We start from the raw sequence: 17,364 nt of genomic DNA, 5'->3' as shown, positions 1-17,364 counted from the left end.
CTCGGCCTTTGGTTCACATCCGTCCGGTACGCAGTGCCCGTGCCCAGTCGGGCCGCCCCCGTGCGTCGGCCGTGGCGGCGGCGCGTTCGGCATCATAGGTGACCAGGACGATCTCCGCGTGCCAGCCGTCGGCCGTCCACTCGATCAGTGCATAACGGGCCTCGGGCGATCCGGTCTCCACCATGTGCGGCCAGGGCCGATCATCGTCATAGGCCGGCAGGCCGACGCTGCCCGGATTGACGATCAGCCCACCCTCGGCGCGACGATGGATGCGCGGCACATGGGTATGGCCGCACAGGATCAGCGGCGCGACGACGCCCCCTGCCCGCGCCTCGATCTCCGCCTCGGTCGCCGCGCGCAGCCCGGTCGGTTCGACCGTTTCCAGCCAATAATCGATGTCGTTGCCCGGCGTGCCATGGACCATCAATATCTCGTCCGTCAGCCACAGCGTCTCGGGCAAGGTGGCGATCCAGTCGCGATGGCGCGGCGCCAGCAGATCATGGGTCGCCCGGTCCGACGCGCCCATCCGGTCGGGCGCCAGCGTCAGCAATTGCCGCTCATGATTGCCCCGGATCGTCGGCATATCCATCGCCATCAGCCGATCGGCGGTCTCGCAGGGGAAGAGCGGCCCCGACAGGATGTCACCAAGATTGACACATAGATCGACATTGCGTGCGGCCACATCCGCCAGCACGGCGTCGAGCGCATCGATATTGCCATGAATGTCGGAAAGAACCGCAATCTTCACCTGATGCTTGTCCCGCTGCAATCGCGCCCCACATCAGGCCCGCATCTGACCTTACGGCAAGGCCATGTCGACGGAAACCGACCATTTCAGGCTTGCACTTTACGTAAACGTAAATACATTCAGGGCCACTTCCGGTGCGCCAAAAGCCGCCAACGGAGAGGGAAAAGGAACCATGGAAGCCTATATCTACGACGCCGTCCGCACGCCCCGTGGCCGGGGCAAGAGCGACGGTTCGCTCCACGACATCCCCCCCATCCAGCTTGCGACGCAGATGCTCGAAGCGGTGCGCGACCGCACCCAGATCGACACTGCCGACGTCGACGACGTGATCCTGGGCTGCGTCAGCCCCGTGGGCGAACAGGGCGCGGACATCGCGCGCGTCGCCGTGCTCAACGCCGATTATGCCCAGACCGTGCCGGGCGTGCAGATCAACCGTTTCTGCGCATCGGGCCTGGAAGCGGTCAACATGGCCGCGGCCAAGGTCCATTCGGGCGAAGCGATGTTCGCGATCGGCGGTGGTGTCGAATCGATGAGCCGCGTGCCGATGGCATCGGACGGCGGCGCCTGGGCGATGGACCCGGCGGTCGCCTACAAGACCTATTTCGCGCCCCAGGGCATCGGCGCCGACGTGATCGCCACCAAGTTCGGCATCAGCCGCGACGATGTCGACGCCTATGCCGTCGAGAGCCAGCGCCGCGCCAAGGCCGCCTGGGACGAAGGCCGTTTCAAGAAGTCGATCGTGCCGGTCCGCGACGTGATCGGCGGCATCGCGCTCGACCATGACGAACATATGCGCCCCGACGCGACGATGCAGTCGCTGGGCAGCCTGAAGCCCAGCTTCCAGGCGCTGGGCGAAGACATGCCCGGCTTCGACACCGTTGCCCTGCTGCGCTATCCCGAGCTGGAAAAGGTCAACCATGTCCATCACGCCGGCAACAGCAGCGGCATCGTCGACGGCGCCGCCGCCGTGCTGGTCGGCAACAAGGAAATCGGCGAGAAATACGGCCTGAAGCCGCGCGCGAAGATCAAGGCGATGGCCTCGATCGGCTCGGAACCGCTGATCATGCTGACCGGCCCGGAATTTGTCGCGGGCAAGTTGCTGGCCCGCGCCGGCATGACCACCGCCGACATCGACCTGTGGGAACTGAACGAAGCCTTCGCCTCGGTCGTGCTGCGCTACATGCAGGCGATGAACCTCGACCATAGCAAGATCAACGTCAATGGCGGTGCGATCGCCATGGGCCATCCGCTGGGCGCCACCGGCGCCATGGTGCTGGGCACCGCGCTCGACGAGCTGGAACGCTCGGGCAAGGGCACCGCGCTCATCAACCTGTGCGTCGGCGCGGGCATGGGCACCGGCATCATCATCGAGCGCGTGTAAGCGGCGGACTTAGGAGAGACACACATGGAAACCATCCGCTTCGACATCGATGCCGACGGCATCGCCACCCTGACGATCGACGTGCCCGGCCAGTCGATGAACGTCATCGGCCCCGACTTCCTGACCGACCTTGACGCCGCCATCACCCGCATCGCGTCGGAAGAGGGCATCAAGGGCGCGGTCATCGCATCGGGCAAGGACAGCGGCTTCATGGCCGGCATGGACCTCAAATATTTCGGGTCGATGCTCGCCAGCGCCGATGGACAGCGCCCCGCCCCCACCGCGATCTTCGACAATGTGTTCGTGCTGAACCAGCTGTTCCGTCGCCTGGAAACCGCCGGCAAGCCGGTCGCTTGCGCGATCGAGGGCACCTGCGTCGGCGGCGGCTTCGAACTGGCGCTGGCCTGCCATCGCCGCTTCGTCGGCGACAGCCCCAAGACCCAGCTCGGCCTGCCCGAAATCCTGATCGGCCTGTTCCCCGGCGGCGGCGGATCGCAGCGCCTGCCGCGCATCATGGGCGTGCAGGCGTCGCTGATGTACATGCTGCAGGGCAAACTGTTCCGCCCAGCCGAAGCCGCGATGCTGAAGGTCGTCGACGGCGTGGTGCCGCAGGGCACGGCGCTCGCCGCCGCCAAGGACTGGGTCAAGGCAAACCCGAGCGCAAGCACCCAGCCCTGGGACGTCAAGGGCTTCAAGGTTCCGGGCGGCGCCGGCGGCTTCAACCCCGCCTTCGTCCAGACCATGGCCGGCGCCCTGCCGATGACGCTGAAACAGACCCAGCGCAACATGAACGCGCCGATCGCCCTGCTGTCGGCGGTCTATGAGGGCATCACTCTGCCGATGGACCGGGCGATCCGGATCGAAAGCAAATATTTCGCCAAGGTCGCCGCCGATCCGCAGGCGTCGAACATGATCCGCACCCTGTTCGTCAACAAGCAGGCGGCCGAGCGCGGCGCACGTCGTCCCAAGGACGAGCCCAAGGCGCCGACGACCAAGCTCGCCATGCTGGGTGCCGGCATGATGGGCGCGGGCATCGCCACCGTCGCAGCGCAGGCCGGGATGGACGTCGTGCTGTTCGACCGCGACCAGGCCTATGCCGAAAAGGGCAAGGCCCATGTCGAGGCGGTGCTGGCCAAGCGGCTGGGCCGTGGCATGACGCCCGAGAAGATGGCCGCCACCCTGGCCCGCGTTACCCCGACCACCGACTATGCCGCACTCGCCGGCGCCGACTTCGTGATCGAAGCCGTGTTCGAGGATGTGAGCATCAAGGCGGAAGTGACCAAGCAGGTCGAAGCCGTGCTGGGCGCCGACACCATCTTCGGTTCCAACACCTCGACCCTGCCGATCACCAAGCTCGCCAATGCCTGGTCCAAGCCCGAGAATTTCATCGGCGTCCACTTCTTCTCGCCGGTCGAGAAGATGCCGCTGGTCGAGATCATCCTGGGTGAAAAGACCGGCCCGGCCGCGATCGCCAAGGCGCTCGACTTCGTTGCCCAGATCAAGAAGACGCCGATCGTCGTCCATGACAGCCGCGGCTTCTACACCTCGCGCAGCTTCGGCACCTATGTGCAGGAAGGCGCGGAGATGGTCGGCGAAGGCATCAATCCGGCGCTCATCGAAAATGCCGGCAAGCAGCTTGGCATGCCGACCGGCCCGCTGGCGGTCAGCGACGAAGTGTCGATCGAACTGGGCGTCAAGATCATGACCGCCGCCAAGAAGGAGCTGGGCGACGCCTATGTCCCCCAGGGGTCGGACGACATCATGCTCAAGATGGTCGAGGCCGATCGCCTGGGCCGCAAGAATGGCAAGGGCTGGTACGACTATCCCGAGGGCGGCAAGAAGCATCTCTCGCCGGTGCTGGGCGATCTGTTCCCGCGCGCCGACGCCCAGCCGGACGTCGAGGAAGTCAAGGAACGGCTCCTCTATCGCCAGCTGATCGAATGCGCCCGCTGCTTCGAGGAAGGCGTGCTGGAAACGCCGGAAGATGGCGACATCGGCGCGATCTTCGGCTGGGGCTTCGCGCCCTATACCGGCGGTCCGTTCAGCCATATGGACACGGTCGGCATCGCCCATGTCGTGGCCGTGCTGGACCGGCTGGCCGCCGCCCATGGCCCGCGCTTTGCCCCCACGGCGCAGCTGCGGGAAATGGCGGCCAACGGCGCGACCTTCTATCGCCCCGTTCCGTCTCGCGCTGCAGCATGAGCGATTTGTAAATCGTAACGCTTCTGTATTAGGTCTCCCCGGACATATTCGGGGAGACCTTTTCTTTATGAGCAAGCCAACGGTTCTGGTCACGGGCGGCGCCGGCTATATCGGCAGCCATGCGGTGCTGGCGCTGAAGGATGCCGGCTATGGCGTGGTGGTGATCGACAATCTGGTCACCGGCTTCCGCTGGGCCGTGCCGCAGGACGTCCCCTTCGTGCAGGGCGACATTGCCGACCAGGCGCTGGTACAGGCGACGCTGCGCGAACATGGCGTCCAGGCGATCATGCATTTCGCCGGATCGGTGGTCGTGCCGGAATCGGTCGAGAACCCGCTCAAATATTATAACAATAACAGCGCCAAGACCCGCGACCTGCTGGAGAGCGTGGTCGCCGTCGGTGTGCCCCATTTCATCTTCTCCTCGACCGCCGCCACCTATGGCATACCGGAGGAAAGCCCGGTCAGGGAAACGACGCCGCAGCGACCGATCAATCCCTATGGCATGTCGAAGCTGATGACGGAGTATATGCTGCGCGACGTCGCCGCCGCCCACGCCATGAACTTCTGCGCGCTGCGCTATTTCAACGTCGCCGGCGCCGATCCGCAGGGCCGCACCGGCCAGTCGACGGCCGGCGCCACCCACCTGATCAAGGTCGCGGTCGAGGCGGCACTGGGCAAGCGCAGCCATGTCAGCGTCTTCGGCACGGATTTCGCCACGCCCGACGGCACCGGCGTGCGCGACTATATCCATGTCAGCGATCTGGCCGCCGCCCATGTGCTGGCGCTCGAAGCGCTGATCGCCCACCCCGATCGCAATTACATGCTCAATTGCGGCTATGGCCGGGGCTTCTCCGTGCTCGAAGTGCTGGACGCGGTCGACCGGGTCACGAACATGACGATCGAGCGCCGGTTGGAAGGGCGCCGTGCGGGCGATCCCGATGCGCTGATTTCCGACAATAGCGCGCTGATGGCGGAATTTCCCTGGCAGCCGCGCTATGCCGACCTCGGCCAGATCGTCGACCATGCGCTCGCCTGGGAACGCAAGCTCAGCGATATCCAGAAGGCATGAGCGAAGCCAGCGTTCGCGCCTTCTTCGCCGCGCAGGCGCCCGATGTGGCGATCATCGACCAGGGCGTCAGCACTGCAACGGTGATCGAGGCGGCCGCCGCGCTGGGCGTCGAACCCGCGCGCATCGCCAAGACGCTGTCGCTGCGCGTCGGCGAAACGGTCGTGCTGGTCTGCGCCCGCGGCGATGCCCGCCTGTCCAATGGCAAGGCGAAGGCAGTGCTAGGCGCTAAGCCGCGCATGCTGGGCGCACATGAGGTGGAGGCAATTACCGGCCATCCGGTCGGCGGCGTCTGCCCCTTCGGCCTCGCCAGCGCCCTGCCCGTCTATTGCGATGTCTCGCTGCAGGCGTTCGACACCGTGTTTCCGGCGGCCGGATCGCGCACCGCCTCGGTCGAACTGACGCCCGATCGGCTTGCCGCCTTGACCGGGGCGCAATGGATCGACATCTGCACCCTTCCCGAAATCGTCGAGTGAGAGCCATGCCGACCGAACATATCTTTGCTACCGGCGCACAGGCTGCCACCGATATCGCCGCCCGCATCGCCACCCTGTTGTCGAACGCCATCACCGAACGCGGTGTCGCGACGCTGGCCGTGTCGGGCGGTCGTTCGCCCCGCCCGGTGCTGGAAGCGCTGTCGAAGGTGCCGCTCGACTGGACGAAGCTGATCGTCACTTTGGTTGACGAACGCTGGGTCGATCCGGTCAGCGCCGACAGCAACGAACGGCTGGTGCGCGAAACCCTGCTCCAGGGTCCGGCCGCCGCCGCCCGCTTCGTGCCGATGAAGAACGGCGCCGCCGACGCCTATGCCGGCCAGAACGCGGTCGAGGCGGACTTTGCCGCCCTGCCCTGGCCGTTCGACATCATCCTGCTTGGCATGGGCGATGACGGCCATACCGCTTCGCTCTTCCCTGAGGGCAAGGAACTGATCGAAGGGCTTTCCAGCCAGGCCTACACCATCGCCGCCACCCCGCCGGTCGCCCCGCATCAGCGGCTTTCGCTGACCGCGCATGCGATCCTGCAGAGCCGCCATATCTTCCTGCAGATCGGCGGCGCGGGCAAGAAGGCGGTCTATGACCAGGCGCTCGCCGGCGGTCCGATCGAAGAGCTACCGATCCGCCTGGCTCTGCTGCAGGACAAGGTGCCGGTCGAGGTGTGGATCAGCGAATCCTAAAACATCCTCCCCTGCAAGGGGAGGGGGACCATGTGCGCAGCAAATGGTGGAGGGGTATCCCGTTTGCGATAGGGCAACACCCCTCCGTCACGCGCTTCGCGCGCGCCACCTCCCCTTGCAGGGGAGGATTATCGGTCGCGCACCGCATGTTTCGAGATCAGATAGCGCCACACCCCGACCGCATTGATCGCCAATAGCGCGACATTCTGCCAGCCGATGCCCTCGCTGTCCGTGTCGAGAAAGCCCCAGGCGATCAGCGCGATCGAACTGGTGACGAACAGCACGAACGCCCAGCCGGTAATCCGCCGCCCCAGGTTCAGCGACACCACCAGCGCCGCAAGGGTGGCGGCGCCGGCACCATAATATTGCAGGGCGGTGAGCAGCGCCTGGTTCATGCCAGACAGAACGTAGCGGCCATGGACATGGTTGCCCGCACAGAATAGGCACCCGGCATGATTGCCCAAATCGACCCGTTCCACGCCATCGCCATCAGCCGCGAGGCCCATGCCCTCAAGGCTGCGGGCCGCTCCATCCTGCACATGGAGTTCGGCCAGCCCTCGACCGGCGCGCCGGCCGCCGCCATCGCGCTGGCGCATGAGGTGCTCGACACCGACCCGATGGGCTATTGGGAAAGCCCGGCGCTCAAGGAACGGATCGCCCGTCTCTATGCCGACCGGCACAATGTCGCCGTCGACCCCGAACAGGTGCTGCTGACCTGCGGCGCCTCGCCCGGCCTGGTGCTGGCGCTCACCAGCCTGTTCGCGCCCGGCGCCCGCGTCGCCACCGCGCGTCCCGGCTATGTCGCCTATCGTAATACCCTCAAGGCCCTCTATCTGGAGCCGGTCGAGATTGCCTGCGGCCCGGACGAACGCTATCAGATCAGCGCCGATGCGCTGGCTGCGCTCGATCCCGCGCCAGACGGCCTGATCCTGGCCAGCCCGGCCAACCCGACCGGCACGATCATCCCGGCCGACGAACTGGCGGCGATCGCCAAAGTGTGCGCCGACCGCGGCATCCGCATCATCTCCGACGAAATCTATCATGGCCTCAGCTTCGGCGAGCCGGCTCGGTCGATGCTGGAATATGCCCCCGACGCGGTGATCGTGAACAGCTTCTCCAAATATTTCAGCATGGCCGGCTGGCGGCTGGACTGGATCGTCGTGCCCGCCGATCTGATCGGCGCGGCGCGGGCGCGGATGGGCAATTTGTTCCTGACGCCACCGGTGCTGGCGCAGCAGGCGGGGCTTGCCGCCTTCGACTGCACCGATGAGCTTGAGGGCCATGTCGACACCTATCGCCGCAACCGGCAATTGCTGCTCGACGCCCTGCCCGCGCTCGGTCTCGCCAGCATCGCGCCGCCCGATGGCGCCTTCTATATCTATGCCGATATCAGCCATCTGACGAATGACAGCCTGGCTTTCTGCCAGAAGCTGCTGCGCGAGACCGGCGTCGCCACCGCGCCCGGCATCGATTTCGATCCGGTCGACGGCCATCGCTTCATCCGCTTCAGCTTCGCCGTCTCGACCGACCGGATCGAGGATGCGATCGCCCGGATGATCCCCTGGTTCCAGGCCCAGCCGAGCCGCTGAAAAAAGAAATGAGCTAACGGACCCGAAAGGGTCCGCAAGGACGCCAGAATGATTATGGCGGCCGTCCGAGCTTATGCGAGGAACGCCAAGGCGGCGGATGCCCGCGCCGGCACCTGAGGCCAATCAAAGATGGTGCGGGCGGTCGGAATCGAACCGACACTCCTTGCGGAACCGGATTTTGAGTCCGGCGCGTCTACCAGTTTCACCACGCCCGCATCTGATCGTGGAAGGGGGCACCTAGCAGGTCATGAACCGGCTGCAAAGCCCCCAAAATCACTCCCGCAACAAAGCCGCCAGGCAGGCGAAACAAGGGCCTAGCGGCGGGCACGCAGCCGGGCGCGCAAAGTGAGGCCATAGCCGATCGTCACGGCCATCCCCGCCGCCACCGCAATGCAGCCGCCGACGACCGCCACCGGTATCGGCGCGAACGCCCAGAAGCCGACATAGATGATGCCGCTGAGCGCCATCGACCAGCCGCCGACCCGCGCCACCTGCCGCGCGCAGGCGTCGGGCAGGAAAGCCTTGGGCATGCGATTGCCATACCAGGCGATCATCAACCCGTTGGCGCCGATCACCAGCCGCGTGACCATGTCACTGTCCAGCCAGTCGAGCTTGCGCCCCTGGCTGGCCGCCAGCGCCAGCAGCAGGATACCGCCGCCCCAGAGCAGGCCCGCCTTCAATTCCCTGTCCATCCTGCCTTCTCCCGATGCTGATCCGGCGCCTCCACGCCGATGCCGAACGACTGGGCAAAGCCCAGCAGCGCCTCTTCCAGCACCGACAGTTTGAGATGATAGATGACCGACTTGCCGGCCTTTTCCGTATGGACCAGCTCGGCCTCCTTCAGCACCGCGAAATGCGCCGACATGGTCGGTTTGGAGACATCGAACTGGTCGCTCAGTTCGCCCGCGCTCATCGGCCCCTGGCGCAGCAATTGCAGCACCCGGCGACGGGTCGGATCGGACAAGGCGCGGAAGACCTGGCTCATGATGAGATAATTAGCTAAACATCAAAATGAGTCAAGCGGCCATGACGATCGCCGTGGCGCTGCCGCGCGGGCTGGGATAGGGAGCGACCAAAGTTTCCTTCAATCCAGGCAGAGACATGGCCCGCAAATATTCCAAACATGGCCCCTATGAAGATGTGCATCGCGAGGAAGCGGAAGCGCCGGCCCCGCCGCCCTGCTGGCTGTGCGGGCGTCCAACGGGCACGACCATCGTGTGGCACCATCCCGTTCCCAAGAGCCGGGGCGGCCGCGACGTCGTGCCGATGCACGGCATCTGCCAGCAGACGCTGATCGCCAATTTCACCAATTCCGAATTGCAGCGCCACGGCATGGACGTGGAGGGCCTGCTGCTCCATCCGCCGATCCGCAAGTTCGTCGACTGGGTGGCGAACAAGGATCCCGATTTTACCGCCACCATCACCAAGAAGCAGCGCTGATCACAGTCAGCGCTGCCACCTGATCGGTTGGTCGGTCAGAACAGGCCCGGCACCTCGCGCTGGGCCGGATTGGGCCGCTGTGGCGCCAGCAATTCACGGGGGGCGGACACCGGCGACGTCACCGCCTTGCGACTTAGCGTCGCCACCGCACCGCCGATCGGCGTGCAGCTGCGCCCGGCGATGAAGTCCAGCGCCTGCCGGGTCGCCGCCTCGCGCGGATCGCCCAGCGGATAGCCGATATCGTCCCACGCCTGGCAACTGGCCTTCATGCTGCTCGCCAGCCCGTCATAATAATCGGCATTGCCCGCGCTGTTCTGGGTGGCGAAGGCGACCACCCGCAACCGGTCGTCACAGGCTTCGCGATCGATCGCGATCTGCCCGACCGGCTTGCCATAGGTGTTGGCGCCGATCAGCGCCGCCTGCGCACCCAGATAGGGGATGAAGGCGTTGATCACCAGTTCGCTCGCCGATGCCGTCCCGCCGCTGCCGATGAAGGCGATGCGCGTGGGCGCCACCGATTGCGCCAGCGGCTCGAAATTATAGGTCTCGTTCTCCGCGCTCTTTTCCGGGCGGAAGGTCATGCGGGTGAAGACGTCGGTCGACGCCCGGTTCGCGCCCATCAGATCGCCCAGCAGCTTGGCGGTCGAGACGAGGCCGCCGCCATTATAGCGCAGGTCGAGGATGATGTCGGTCACGCCCTGCGCCTTGAAACTGGCGAACGCGTCGCGCAGTGGCTGTTCGGCCGACAGGATGAAGGTGCGCAGATTGACATAGCCGACACGGCGGCCGCCATCGTCGATCACCCGCGCGCCATAGCGGTTCGATACCGGCATCAGGTCGAAGTCGCGCTTGGTCACCGATACCGTGCGGGTGCTGGTCGCATCGGCGATGCGCAGCAGCCGGGTCGTGCCGGCGCTATCAGGCCCCATCGCATCGGCCACGGCATCGGCGCCGCCCGACGCGAATAGCGACGACACGCTGCGCATGTTGGTGATGCTGGTGCCGATCTCCAATATCTCCGCGCCGCGATCGATGCCGGCGGCGAGCGCCGGGCCGTTCTCGAACGATTCGATGACGAACAGGCGAGTGCCCCCGCTGTCGGTCGCGAAGCGCAGGCCGAAGCCAGCACTCGACCCCGACTGATAATAGGCATTCTCTGCCTTGATGGAGGTGAGATAGGTGAAATAGCGATCCCGCCGCTGCGACCGCGCGCCCTGCGTCAGCGCGTCGATATAGCTGTCGACGCTGGCATAGCCGGCCGGGCTGCGCGCGGACAGCAGGGTTTCGGGGAAAAGATACCATTCCTTGAGCGTCGCCGCCGCCCAATCCTGCCGCTCCCGCACCGAACAGGTGGCAGTCGGCGTGGGCGTGGGCGTCACGGTCGGCGGCGCAGTGCCCGCACTGTCGGATCCGCCACCGCCACAAGCGGCCAGCATCGCCAGCCCACCCGCCAGCAACGCCAGGCGCGCAACCCCATGCTTCATCATTATTCCCCCCAAAGACCGCAGACGGGATAGGCCGCGCACCGCAGCACGGCAAGACAGCGTTGAAACAAAAGCGCTTTCCGCGCCGTCAACCAACCGCCCCGGCAACGCCTTCCGTCCCCCTGCCCTTGACTTCCCATGCCCCCATATCGATATGGCCGATGAAAATATAACATTATATCATTTAGGAACCATCATGCCCCATTGCGAAGCGCCGGAACGCGATCCGGCCGGCCGCCCCCGCTCCTGGCTGGACGGCTTCGCCATCTGCGCCTCCGCGCTCTGCACCGTCCATTGCCTGGGCCTGCCGCTGCTCTTCGCCTTGCTGCCGACCATCGCCGCCCGGATCGATCCGGGCGAATCCTTCCACCTGCTGATGCTCGCCATCGCCGTGCCGACCAGCCTGTTCGCGCTGCTGCAGGGCTGGCGCCGCCACCGCGCCGCGCTGCCGCTCGGCATCGGCCTGGCTGGCCTGTTGCTGATGGCCGTGGGCGCGCTGCTGGCCCGCACCCCGTTGAGCGAAGCGATCTGGACCGTCGGCGGCAGTGCCCTGCTGGCCGGGGCGCATATCCTCAACTGGCGCCGGGGCCTGCGCACCGCCTGCTGACCGACGCCATAGACCGCCCCGCCTTCCCGCGAGTCGTTCGCAGTTGCAGCATCATTTTCCTGCCTATAGCCTGCTTGCGTAACGAAGCATGGCCGGTATAAGAGCCGCATCGTGCAGATATAGATAACTAACGGAGAAGGACTGTCCTTTGACCGAACCGTCTGCCACGTTCCTGTTGTTCGGTGCCACCGGCGATCTTGCCCGGCGCATGATTTTCCCATCGCTCTACAATCTTCTGTCGGACGGACTGCTGCCCGACGACTTCCTGATCATCGCTTCGGCCCGCACCGAAATGGATGACGAGGCCTTTCGCGAGGAAGTCTGCGCGGCGCTCAAGCAGTTCCTGCCGGCCGACCGCTATGATGCCGACATCGCCGCGCGTTTCCGCGCGATGATCCTCTATCAGCCGGTCGATTCCAGCAACGGCGCCCATTTCGCAGAGCTGGCCGAGCGCGTCGATGGACGCCTGGAACGCGGCATTTCCGTCTATCTCTCCACCCCGCCCTCGCTGTTCGGCCCGACCGCACAGGGGCTGGCCGACGCCGGGCTGCTGACGCCCAGGACGCGGATCGCGATGGAAAAGCCGATCGGCAAGGATCTCGCCTCGTCCAAGGTCGTGAACGACAGCATCGGCCACCTGTTCGCTGAAGAGCAGATTTTCCGCGTCGACCATTATCTGGGCAAGGAAACCGTCCAGAACCTGCTGGCGCTCCGCTTCGGCAATGTCATGTTCGAACCGCTGTGGAACGCCACCGCGATCGACCATGTCCAGATCACCGTCGCCGAAACCGTGGGCCTCGAAGGCCGCGTCTCCTATTATGATGGCGTCGGCGCGCTGCGCGACATGGTGCAGAACCATATCCTCCAGATCCTTTCCATCCTGACGATGGAGCCGCCCGCGCGGATGGACCCCACGGCCGTGCGCGACGAGAAGGTGAAGGCGCTGCGTTCGCTGCGTCCGATGACGGCCGAAACGGTCAAGACCCACAGCGTGCGCGGCCAATATACGCCGGGCGCCGTCGGCGGCCAGATCGTCACCGGCTATGCCGACGAACTGGGCCAGCCGTCCGACACCGAAACCTTCGTCGCGTTGAAGGCGCATATCGACAATTGGCGCTGGCAGGGCGTGCCCTTCTACCTGCGCACCGGCAAGCGACTGCCCGCGCGCCAGTCCGAAATCATGATCCAGTTCAAGCCGGTTCGCCATTCGATCTTCGGCCGTGACGGGCACGGATCGGGGCTGGAGCCGAACACGCTGATCATCCGCCTGCAGCCGGAGGAATATATCCGCTTGCTGATCATGTCGAAGCGGCCTGGGCTGGAGCGCGAAACCCATCTGGAGGAAGTGACGCTCGACGTGTCGCTGACCGCCGCCTTTGCCGGCCAGCGTCGCCGCATCGCCTATGAACGACTGATCCTCGACCTGCTCGCTGGCGACCAGACCTTGTTCGTCCGCCGCGACGAGGTGGAGGCCCAATGGGCCTGGATCGATTCCATCATCGACGGATGGAAGGAGGCGCACATGAAGGTGTCGACCTATTCCTCCGGGAACTGGGGGCCGTCCTCGGCCATTGCCCTAATCGAACGCGACGGAGCCAGCTGGCATGACTGATCTTCACCCCGTGATCGCCAAGGTCACAGAACGCATCACCGAGCGCAGTGCGGCGACGCGCCTCAAATATCTCGACCTGATCGAGCGGGGTCGTGACGCCGGCACCAACCGCGCCCAGCTGTCCTGCGGCAACCTCGCCCATGGCTTTGCCGCGAGTGGCGAGGACAAGGCTGTCATCCGCACCGGCCGGGCGATGAACATCGGCATCATCACCGCCTATAATGACATGCTCTCGGCCCATCAGCCCTATGGCCGCTACCCCGAGCAGATCAAGATCGCCGCGCGCGAGATCGGCGCCACGGCGCAGGTGGCGGGCGGCGTGCCAGCCATGTGCGACGGCGTGACCCAGGGTCAGGCCGGCATGGACCTCTCCCTGTTCAGCCGCGATACCATCGCCCTGTCGACCGCCGTGTCGCTCAGCCATGCGATGTTCGAAGGCAATCTGATGCTCGGCATCTGCGACAAGATCGTGCCGGGCCTGTTGATCGGCGCGCTGCGCTTTGGCCATCTGCCGACCATCCTGATTCCGGCCGGGCCGATGCCCTCGGGCCTCGCCAACAAGGAAAAGGTGCGCATCCGCCAGCTCTATGCCGAGGGCAAGGTGGGCCGCGAGGAACTGCTGGAAAGCGAAAGCGCCTCCTATCATGGCGCGGGCACCTGCACCTTCTATGGCACCGCCAATAGCAACCAGATGATGATGGAAGTCATGGGCCTGCACATGCCCGGCGCCGCCTTCGTCAATCCTGGCACGAAGCTGCGCAGCGAACTGACCCGCGCCGCCACCCATCGCATCGCGGACATTGGTTGGGACGGCAATGACTATCGCCCGCTCGGCCACTGCATCGATGAAAAGGCGATCGTCAACGCGATCATCGGCCTGATGGCCACCGGCGGTTCGACCAACCATGCGATCCACCTGCCCGCCATCGCGCGCGCGGCCGGCATCCATATCGACTGGACCGACTTTGCCGAACTGTCGGACGTGGTGCCGCTGCTGGCGCGCGTCTATCCCAATGGCTCGGGCGATGTGAACCATTTCCACGCGGCGGGCGGCATGGCCGTCATCATCCGCGAACTGCTCGACGCCGGCCTGCTCCATCGCGACATCATGACCGTCGCACGCCAGGATCTGACCGATTATGGCAAGGAACCGGTGCTGCAGGATGATGCGCTGGTCTGGCAGGACGTCCCCGCCAGCCGCGACGAGGCGATGCTGCGTCCGTCCTCCAACCCGTTCCAGGCCGATGGTGGCATGAAGCTGCTGCAGGGCAATCTTGGCCGCTGCGTGATGAAGGTCAGCGCGGTCGACAAGGAACGCTGGACGATCGAGGCACCGGCCGCGATCTTCCACGATCAGGACGATGTGCTGCGCGCCTTCAAGGCGGGCGAACTGGAACGCGACGTCGTCGTCGTCGTCCGCTTCCAGGGCCCGCGTGCCAATGGCATGCCCGAACTGCACAAGCTGACCCCGGCGCTGGGCGTGCTGCAGGATCGCGGCTTCAAGGTCGCGCTGCTGACCGACGGCCGCATGTCGGGCGCATCGGGCAAGGTGCCTGCCGCCATCCATCTGTCGCCCGAGGCGCTGGGTGGTGGCCCGATCGGCAAGCTGCGTGACGGCGACCTCGTCCGCGTCTGCGCGGAAAGCGGTCAGGTCGAGGCGCTGGTCGATGCCGCCACCTGGGACGCGCGCGACATTCCCGCCGCTCCGCCGCCGCCCTATGACACCGGCCGCGAACTGTTCGCGCTGTTCCGCCACAATAGCGACCTTGCCGAACAGGGCGCTTCCCCGATCCTCGCCGCGATGGACGCCGAACTCGCGATATAAGCACAGCCATTCGTGCCGGCGCACTCGGATGCGCTGGCGCGAATGTCCGGAGAGAGAGACAAATGACCGATATCATCGCCGCTGACATTGGCGGCACCAATGCGCGCTTCACCCGCGCCTCGCTGGACGACAAGGGCGTGCCGACACTCGGCACCGTCCGCAAATACAAGGTCGCCGACTATCCCAGCCTCCAGGCCTGCTGGGGCGCGTTCGTCGAAGACGAAAGCAAGGACAGCGACAGCCCGCTGCCCGACGCCGCGTCGATTGCCTTCGCCACCGCCATCGGCCGCGAAGTCATCAAGCTGACCAACAGCAACTGGGTGATCCGCGCCGACACGCTGGCGGAGGATCTGGGCCTGCGCACCGTGCGCCTGGTCAATGATTTCGAGGCGGTGGCCCACGCCGTCTCGCGCCTGCCCGACGAAAATCTGCCCCTGTTGTTCGGCGAGGACCGCCCCTTCCCGCGCGACGGCGGCGTCACCGTGGTCGGTCCCGGCACCGGCCTTGGCGTCGCGATGATCGCCTATGACGATGGCCATCCCCATGTCATTGCGACCGAGGGCGGCCATCTCGACTTCGCCCCGCTCGACCAGATCGAGGTGAAAATCCTCGACTATCTGCGCGACAAGTTCCTGCGCGTCTCGACCGAGCGGATCGTGTCGGGTCCGGGCCTCAACTATATCTACAAGGCGCTCGCCACCATCGGTCACGACCGGGTCATGCTGATGGAAGACCCCGAACTGTGGCAGGCCGCGCTTGACGGCAGCGACGAGTTCGCCCGTCGCGCACTCGACCGCTTCTGCCTCTGCTATGGCTCGGTCGCGGGCGATCTGGCACTGGCGCATGGCCCCCATGCGGTGGTACTGGCCGGCGGCCTCACCCAGCGGATGAAGGATTTTCTCGAACAGAGCGGCTTCCACGCCCGCTTCAAGGCCAAGGGCCGGTTCGAGAGCCTGATGGCCACCGTGCCGATCCGCTGTGCGATCCATGAAGAAATCGGCCTGTTCGGCGCTGCCGCGGCCTTTAGGGAGAAGAATGCATGAGCTTGACCGTCGAACAGGTGATGGAACTGGCCCCGGTGATCCCGGTGCTGGTGGTCGATCGGGTCGAGGATGCGCTCCCCATTGCCCAGGCGCTGGTGAAGGGCGGCCTGCCCGCCCTCGAAGTCACGCTGCGTACCCCCGCCGCGCTCGACGTCATCCGCGAGATGGCGAAGGTCGAGGGCGCGATCGTCGGCGCCGGCACGGTGCTGAACCCGGCCCAGCTCGACGCCGCGATGGAAGCGGGCGCCCGCTTCATCGTCAGCCCCGGCCTCACCGAACCGCTGGGCAAGGCCGCGATCGCCGCCAACATCCCGTTCCTGCCCGGCACCGCCACGGCCGGCGACATCATGCGCGGCATGGACATGGGCCTGTCCCACTTCAAATTCTTCCCGGCGGAAACCTCGGGTGGTCTTCCGGCGCTCAAGGCGCTGGCCGCGCCGCTGCACACCGCCCGCTTCTGCCCGACCGGCGGCATCACCGCCCAGAGCGCACCCGAATGGCTGGCCCAGCCCTTCATCAAATGCGTCGGCGGCAGCTGGGTCGTGCCCAAGGGGCCGGTCGATCCCGCAGTGATCGAGGCACTGGCGCGCGAAGCCGCCGCCCTGCCGCGCTAATCTATCGCGCGGGACCGGACAGAGGGCCATTGCACCCCGTTCGGTCCCGCCCTAGATGCAGATCATGATCACGCGCCGCTTCCTTCCCACCATCGCCCTGATCCTGTCGGGCTGCGCCGGCGCGCATGAAAGCTATCCCTCGCTTGCCAAGCGCCCGGTCGAAAGCGCGCCGATGGCCGAGGCGCCCGCCGCCCCGCTTCCCGTGCCGGCCGACGACAAGCTCAAGGCCCAGATCAGCCAGCTCACCAGCCAGGCGCAGAGCGGCGGCGCCAATTTCGACAAGGCCTATGCCAGCGCCGACCGCGCCGTAAACAGCGCCGGTCGGGCATCGGTATCAAGCGACGCCTGGGTCGCCGCACAGGTTGCGATCAGCGCCGCCGAATCCGCGCGCAACGACAGCGTCTCCGCCCTCGCCAGCCTCGACACCCTGTTCATCGAACGCTCCAACGCGGTCGCCGATGGATCGGAAAAGGGCGGCGTCGCGGATATCGACGCGGCACGCGCCAGCGTCCTGTCGATGGTCGACAGTCAGAATGACCGCATCGACGCGCTGAAGAACCGCCTGCCCCAGCCCTGACC

The 17,364-nt window shown here is 65.9% G+C and carries 18 protein-coding genes and 1 tRNA gene; 13 read left to right on the top strand and 6 right to left on the bottom strand.

The window, feature by feature from the left end; translation table 11 throughout:
• Window positions 1-13: 13 nt before the first annotated feature.
• The gene (locus tag AC13EK_RS20905) at window positions 14-748 is read right to left on the bottom strand and encodes a metallophosphoesterase family protein (protein ID WP_069338173.1); all 735 of its coding nucleotides are present in this window, start codon (window positions 746-748) and stop codon (window positions 14-16) included.
• A gap of 172 nt (window positions 749-920) precedes the next feature.
• Here AC13EK_RS20905 and AC13EK_RS20900 point away from each other — a divergent pair, with 172 nt between their 5' ends.
• The 5 genes from AC13EK_RS20900 to pgl all read left to right on the top strand — a co-directional run bounded on the left by AC13EK_RS20900 (window position 921) and on the right by pgl (window position 6,571).
• The gene (locus tag AC13EK_RS20900; protein ID WP_483022377.1) at window positions 921-2,129 is read left to right on the top strand and encodes an acetyl-CoA C-acetyltransferase; all 1,209 of its coding nucleotides are present in this window, start codon (window positions 921-923) and stop codon (window positions 2,127-2,129) included.
• A 24-nt stretch (window positions 2,130-2,153) separates the two neighbouring features.
• Window positions 2,154-4,331 (top strand): 3-hydroxyacyl-CoA dehydrogenase NAD-binding domain-containing protein, encoded by a 2,178-nt coding sequence (locus AC13EK_RS20895; protein WP_069338165.1) that lies wholly within the window; start codon window positions 2,154-2,156, stop codon window positions 4,329-4,331.
• Window positions 4,332-4,398: 67 nt separating this feature from the next.
• Entirely contained in the window at window positions 4,399-5,400 is a 1,002-nt protein-coding gene (gene galE / locus AC13EK_RS20890) for a UDP-glucose 4-epimerase GalE (protein WP_004212048.1), read from the top strand.
• Complete coding sequence (locus AC13EK_RS20885; protein WP_069338164.1) at window positions 5,397-5,873, top strand: YbaK/EbsC family protein; 477 nt, start codon at window positions 5,397-5,399, stop codon at window positions 5,871-5,873. The genes galE and AC13EK_RS20885 overlap by 4 nt, the downstream gene beginning before the upstream one ends.
• 5 nt (window positions 5,874-5,878) lie before the next feature.
• Window positions 5,879-6,571 (top strand): 6-phosphogluconolactonase, encoded by a 693-nt coding sequence (gene pgl, locus AC13EK_RS20880; protein ID WP_069338163.1) that lies wholly within the window; start codon window positions 5,879-5,881, stop codon window positions 6,569-6,571.
• A gap of 128 nt (window positions 6,572-6,699) precedes the next feature.
• Here pgl and AC13EK_RS20875 read toward each other — a convergent pair whose 3' ends face one another.
• Complete coding sequence (locus tag AC13EK_RS20875; protein WP_017503717.1) at window positions 6,700-6,966, bottom strand: hypothetical protein; 267 nt, start codon at window positions 6,964-6,966, stop codon at window positions 6,700-6,702.
• Window positions 6,967-7,023: 57 nt separating this feature from the next.
• On the opposite strand from AC13EK_RS20875, the gene AC13EK_RS20870 reads away from it, so the two are divergent.
• Window positions 7,024-8,160, top strand: a complete 1,137-nt coding sequence (locus AC13EK_RS20870; RefSeq protein WP_069338161.1) for an aminotransferase class I/II-fold pyridoxal phosphate-dependent enzyme — start codon at window positions 7,024-7,026, stop codon at window positions 8,158-8,160.
• A gap of 130 nt (window positions 8,161-8,290) precedes the next feature.
• Here the strand turns inward: AC13EK_RS20870 and AC13EK_RS20865 are convergent.
• The 3 genes from AC13EK_RS20865 to AC13EK_RS20855 all read right to left on the bottom strand — a co-directional run bounded on the left by AC13EK_RS20865 (window position 8,291) and on the right by AC13EK_RS20855 (window position 9,145).
• Window positions 8,291-8,375: transfer RNA gene (locus AC13EK_RS20865), tRNA-Leu, on the bottom strand.
• 99 nt (window positions 8,376-8,474) lie between these two features.
• The gene (locus AC13EK_RS20860) at window positions 8,475-8,852 is read right to left on the bottom strand and encodes an ammonium transporter (protein ID WP_234792465.1); all 378 of its coding nucleotides are present in this window, start codon (window positions 8,850-8,852) and stop codon (window positions 8,475-8,477) included.
• A complete protein-coding gene (locus tag AC13EK_RS20855; protein WP_069338159.1) occupies window positions 8,837-9,145 on the bottom strand; it encodes an autorepressor SdpR family transcription factor in 309 nt (102 codons plus the stop codon). The genes AC13EK_RS20860 and AC13EK_RS20855 overlap by 16 nt, the downstream gene beginning before the upstream one ends.
• 116 nt (window positions 9,146-9,261) lie before the next feature.
• Between AC13EK_RS20855 and AC13EK_RS20850 the strand changes: the two genes are divergently transcribed.
• Window positions 9,262-9,600 carry a hypothetical protein gene (locus tag AC13EK_RS20850; protein WP_069338158.1) on the top strand — a complete coding sequence of 113 codons (339 nt, stop codon included), beginning with the start codon at window positions 9,262-9,264 and terminating at the stop codon, window positions 9,598-9,600.
• Window positions 9,601-9,635: 35 nt separating this feature from the next.
• Here the strand turns inward: AC13EK_RS20850 and AC13EK_RS20845 are convergent, their stop codons facing one another.
• Entirely contained in the window at window positions 9,636-11,087 is a 1,452-nt protein-coding gene (locus AC13EK_RS20845) for a S41 family peptidase (RefSeq protein ID WP_170828738.1), read from the bottom strand.
• A 193-nt stretch (window positions 11,088-11,280) separates the two neighbouring features.
• Between AC13EK_RS20845 and AC13EK_RS20840 the strand changes: the two genes are divergently transcribed.
• The 6 genes from AC13EK_RS20840 (at window position 11,281) to AC13EK_RS20815 (ending at window position 17,362) form a co-directional block, all read left to right on the top strand.
• Window positions 11,281-11,691, top strand: coding sequence for a MerC domain-containing protein (locus tag AC13EK_RS20840; RefSeq protein WP_010337978.1), 411 nt, complete (start codon window positions 11,281-11,283; stop codon window positions 11,689-11,691).
• Between the two features lie 148 nt (window positions 11,692-11,839).
• The gene (gene zwf, locus AC13EK_RS20835) at window positions 11,840-13,303 is read left to right on the top strand and encodes a glucose-6-phosphate dehydrogenase (RefSeq protein WP_069338157.1); all 1,464 of its coding nucleotides are present in this window, start codon (window positions 11,840-11,842) and stop codon (window positions 13,301-13,303) included.
• Window positions 13,296-15,128 carry a phosphogluconate dehydratase gene (gene edd / locus AC13EK_RS20830; RefSeq protein ID WP_277788100.1) on the top strand — a complete coding sequence of 611 codons (1,833 nt, stop codon included), beginning with the start codon at window positions 13,296-13,298 and terminating at the stop codon, window positions 15,126-15,128. Before zwf ends, edd begins: the two co-directional genes overlap by 8 nt.
• Before the next feature lie 62 nt (window positions 15,129-15,190).
• Window positions 15,191-16,171: a glucokinase gene (glk, locus tag AC13EK_RS20825; RefSeq protein WP_048937033.1), complete on the top strand. Its 981-nt coding sequence runs from the start codon at window positions 15,191-15,193 to the stop codon at window positions 16,169-16,171.
• Complete coding sequence (gene eda / locus AC13EK_RS20820; RefSeq protein ID WP_069338154.1) at window positions 16,168-16,785, top strand: bifunctional 4-hydroxy-2-oxoglutarate aldolase/2-dehydro-3-deoxy-phosphogluconate aldolase; 618 nt, start codon at window positions 16,168-16,170, stop codon at window positions 16,783-16,785. The genes glk and eda overlap by 4 nt, the downstream gene beginning before the upstream one ends.
• Window positions 16,786-16,840: 55 nt before the next feature.
• On the top strand, window positions 16,841-17,362 hold the full coding sequence (locus AC13EK_RS20815; protein ID WP_080572830.1) for a hypothetical protein: 522 nt from the start codon (window positions 16,841-16,843) through the stop codon (window positions 17,360-17,362).
• The last annotated feature ends 2 nt before the right edge of the window (window positions 17,363-17,364 follow it).

This window comes from Sphingobium sp. L-44 (assembly GCF_056859495.1).
This window is presented reverse-complemented; position numbering and strand designations above follow the sequence as displayed.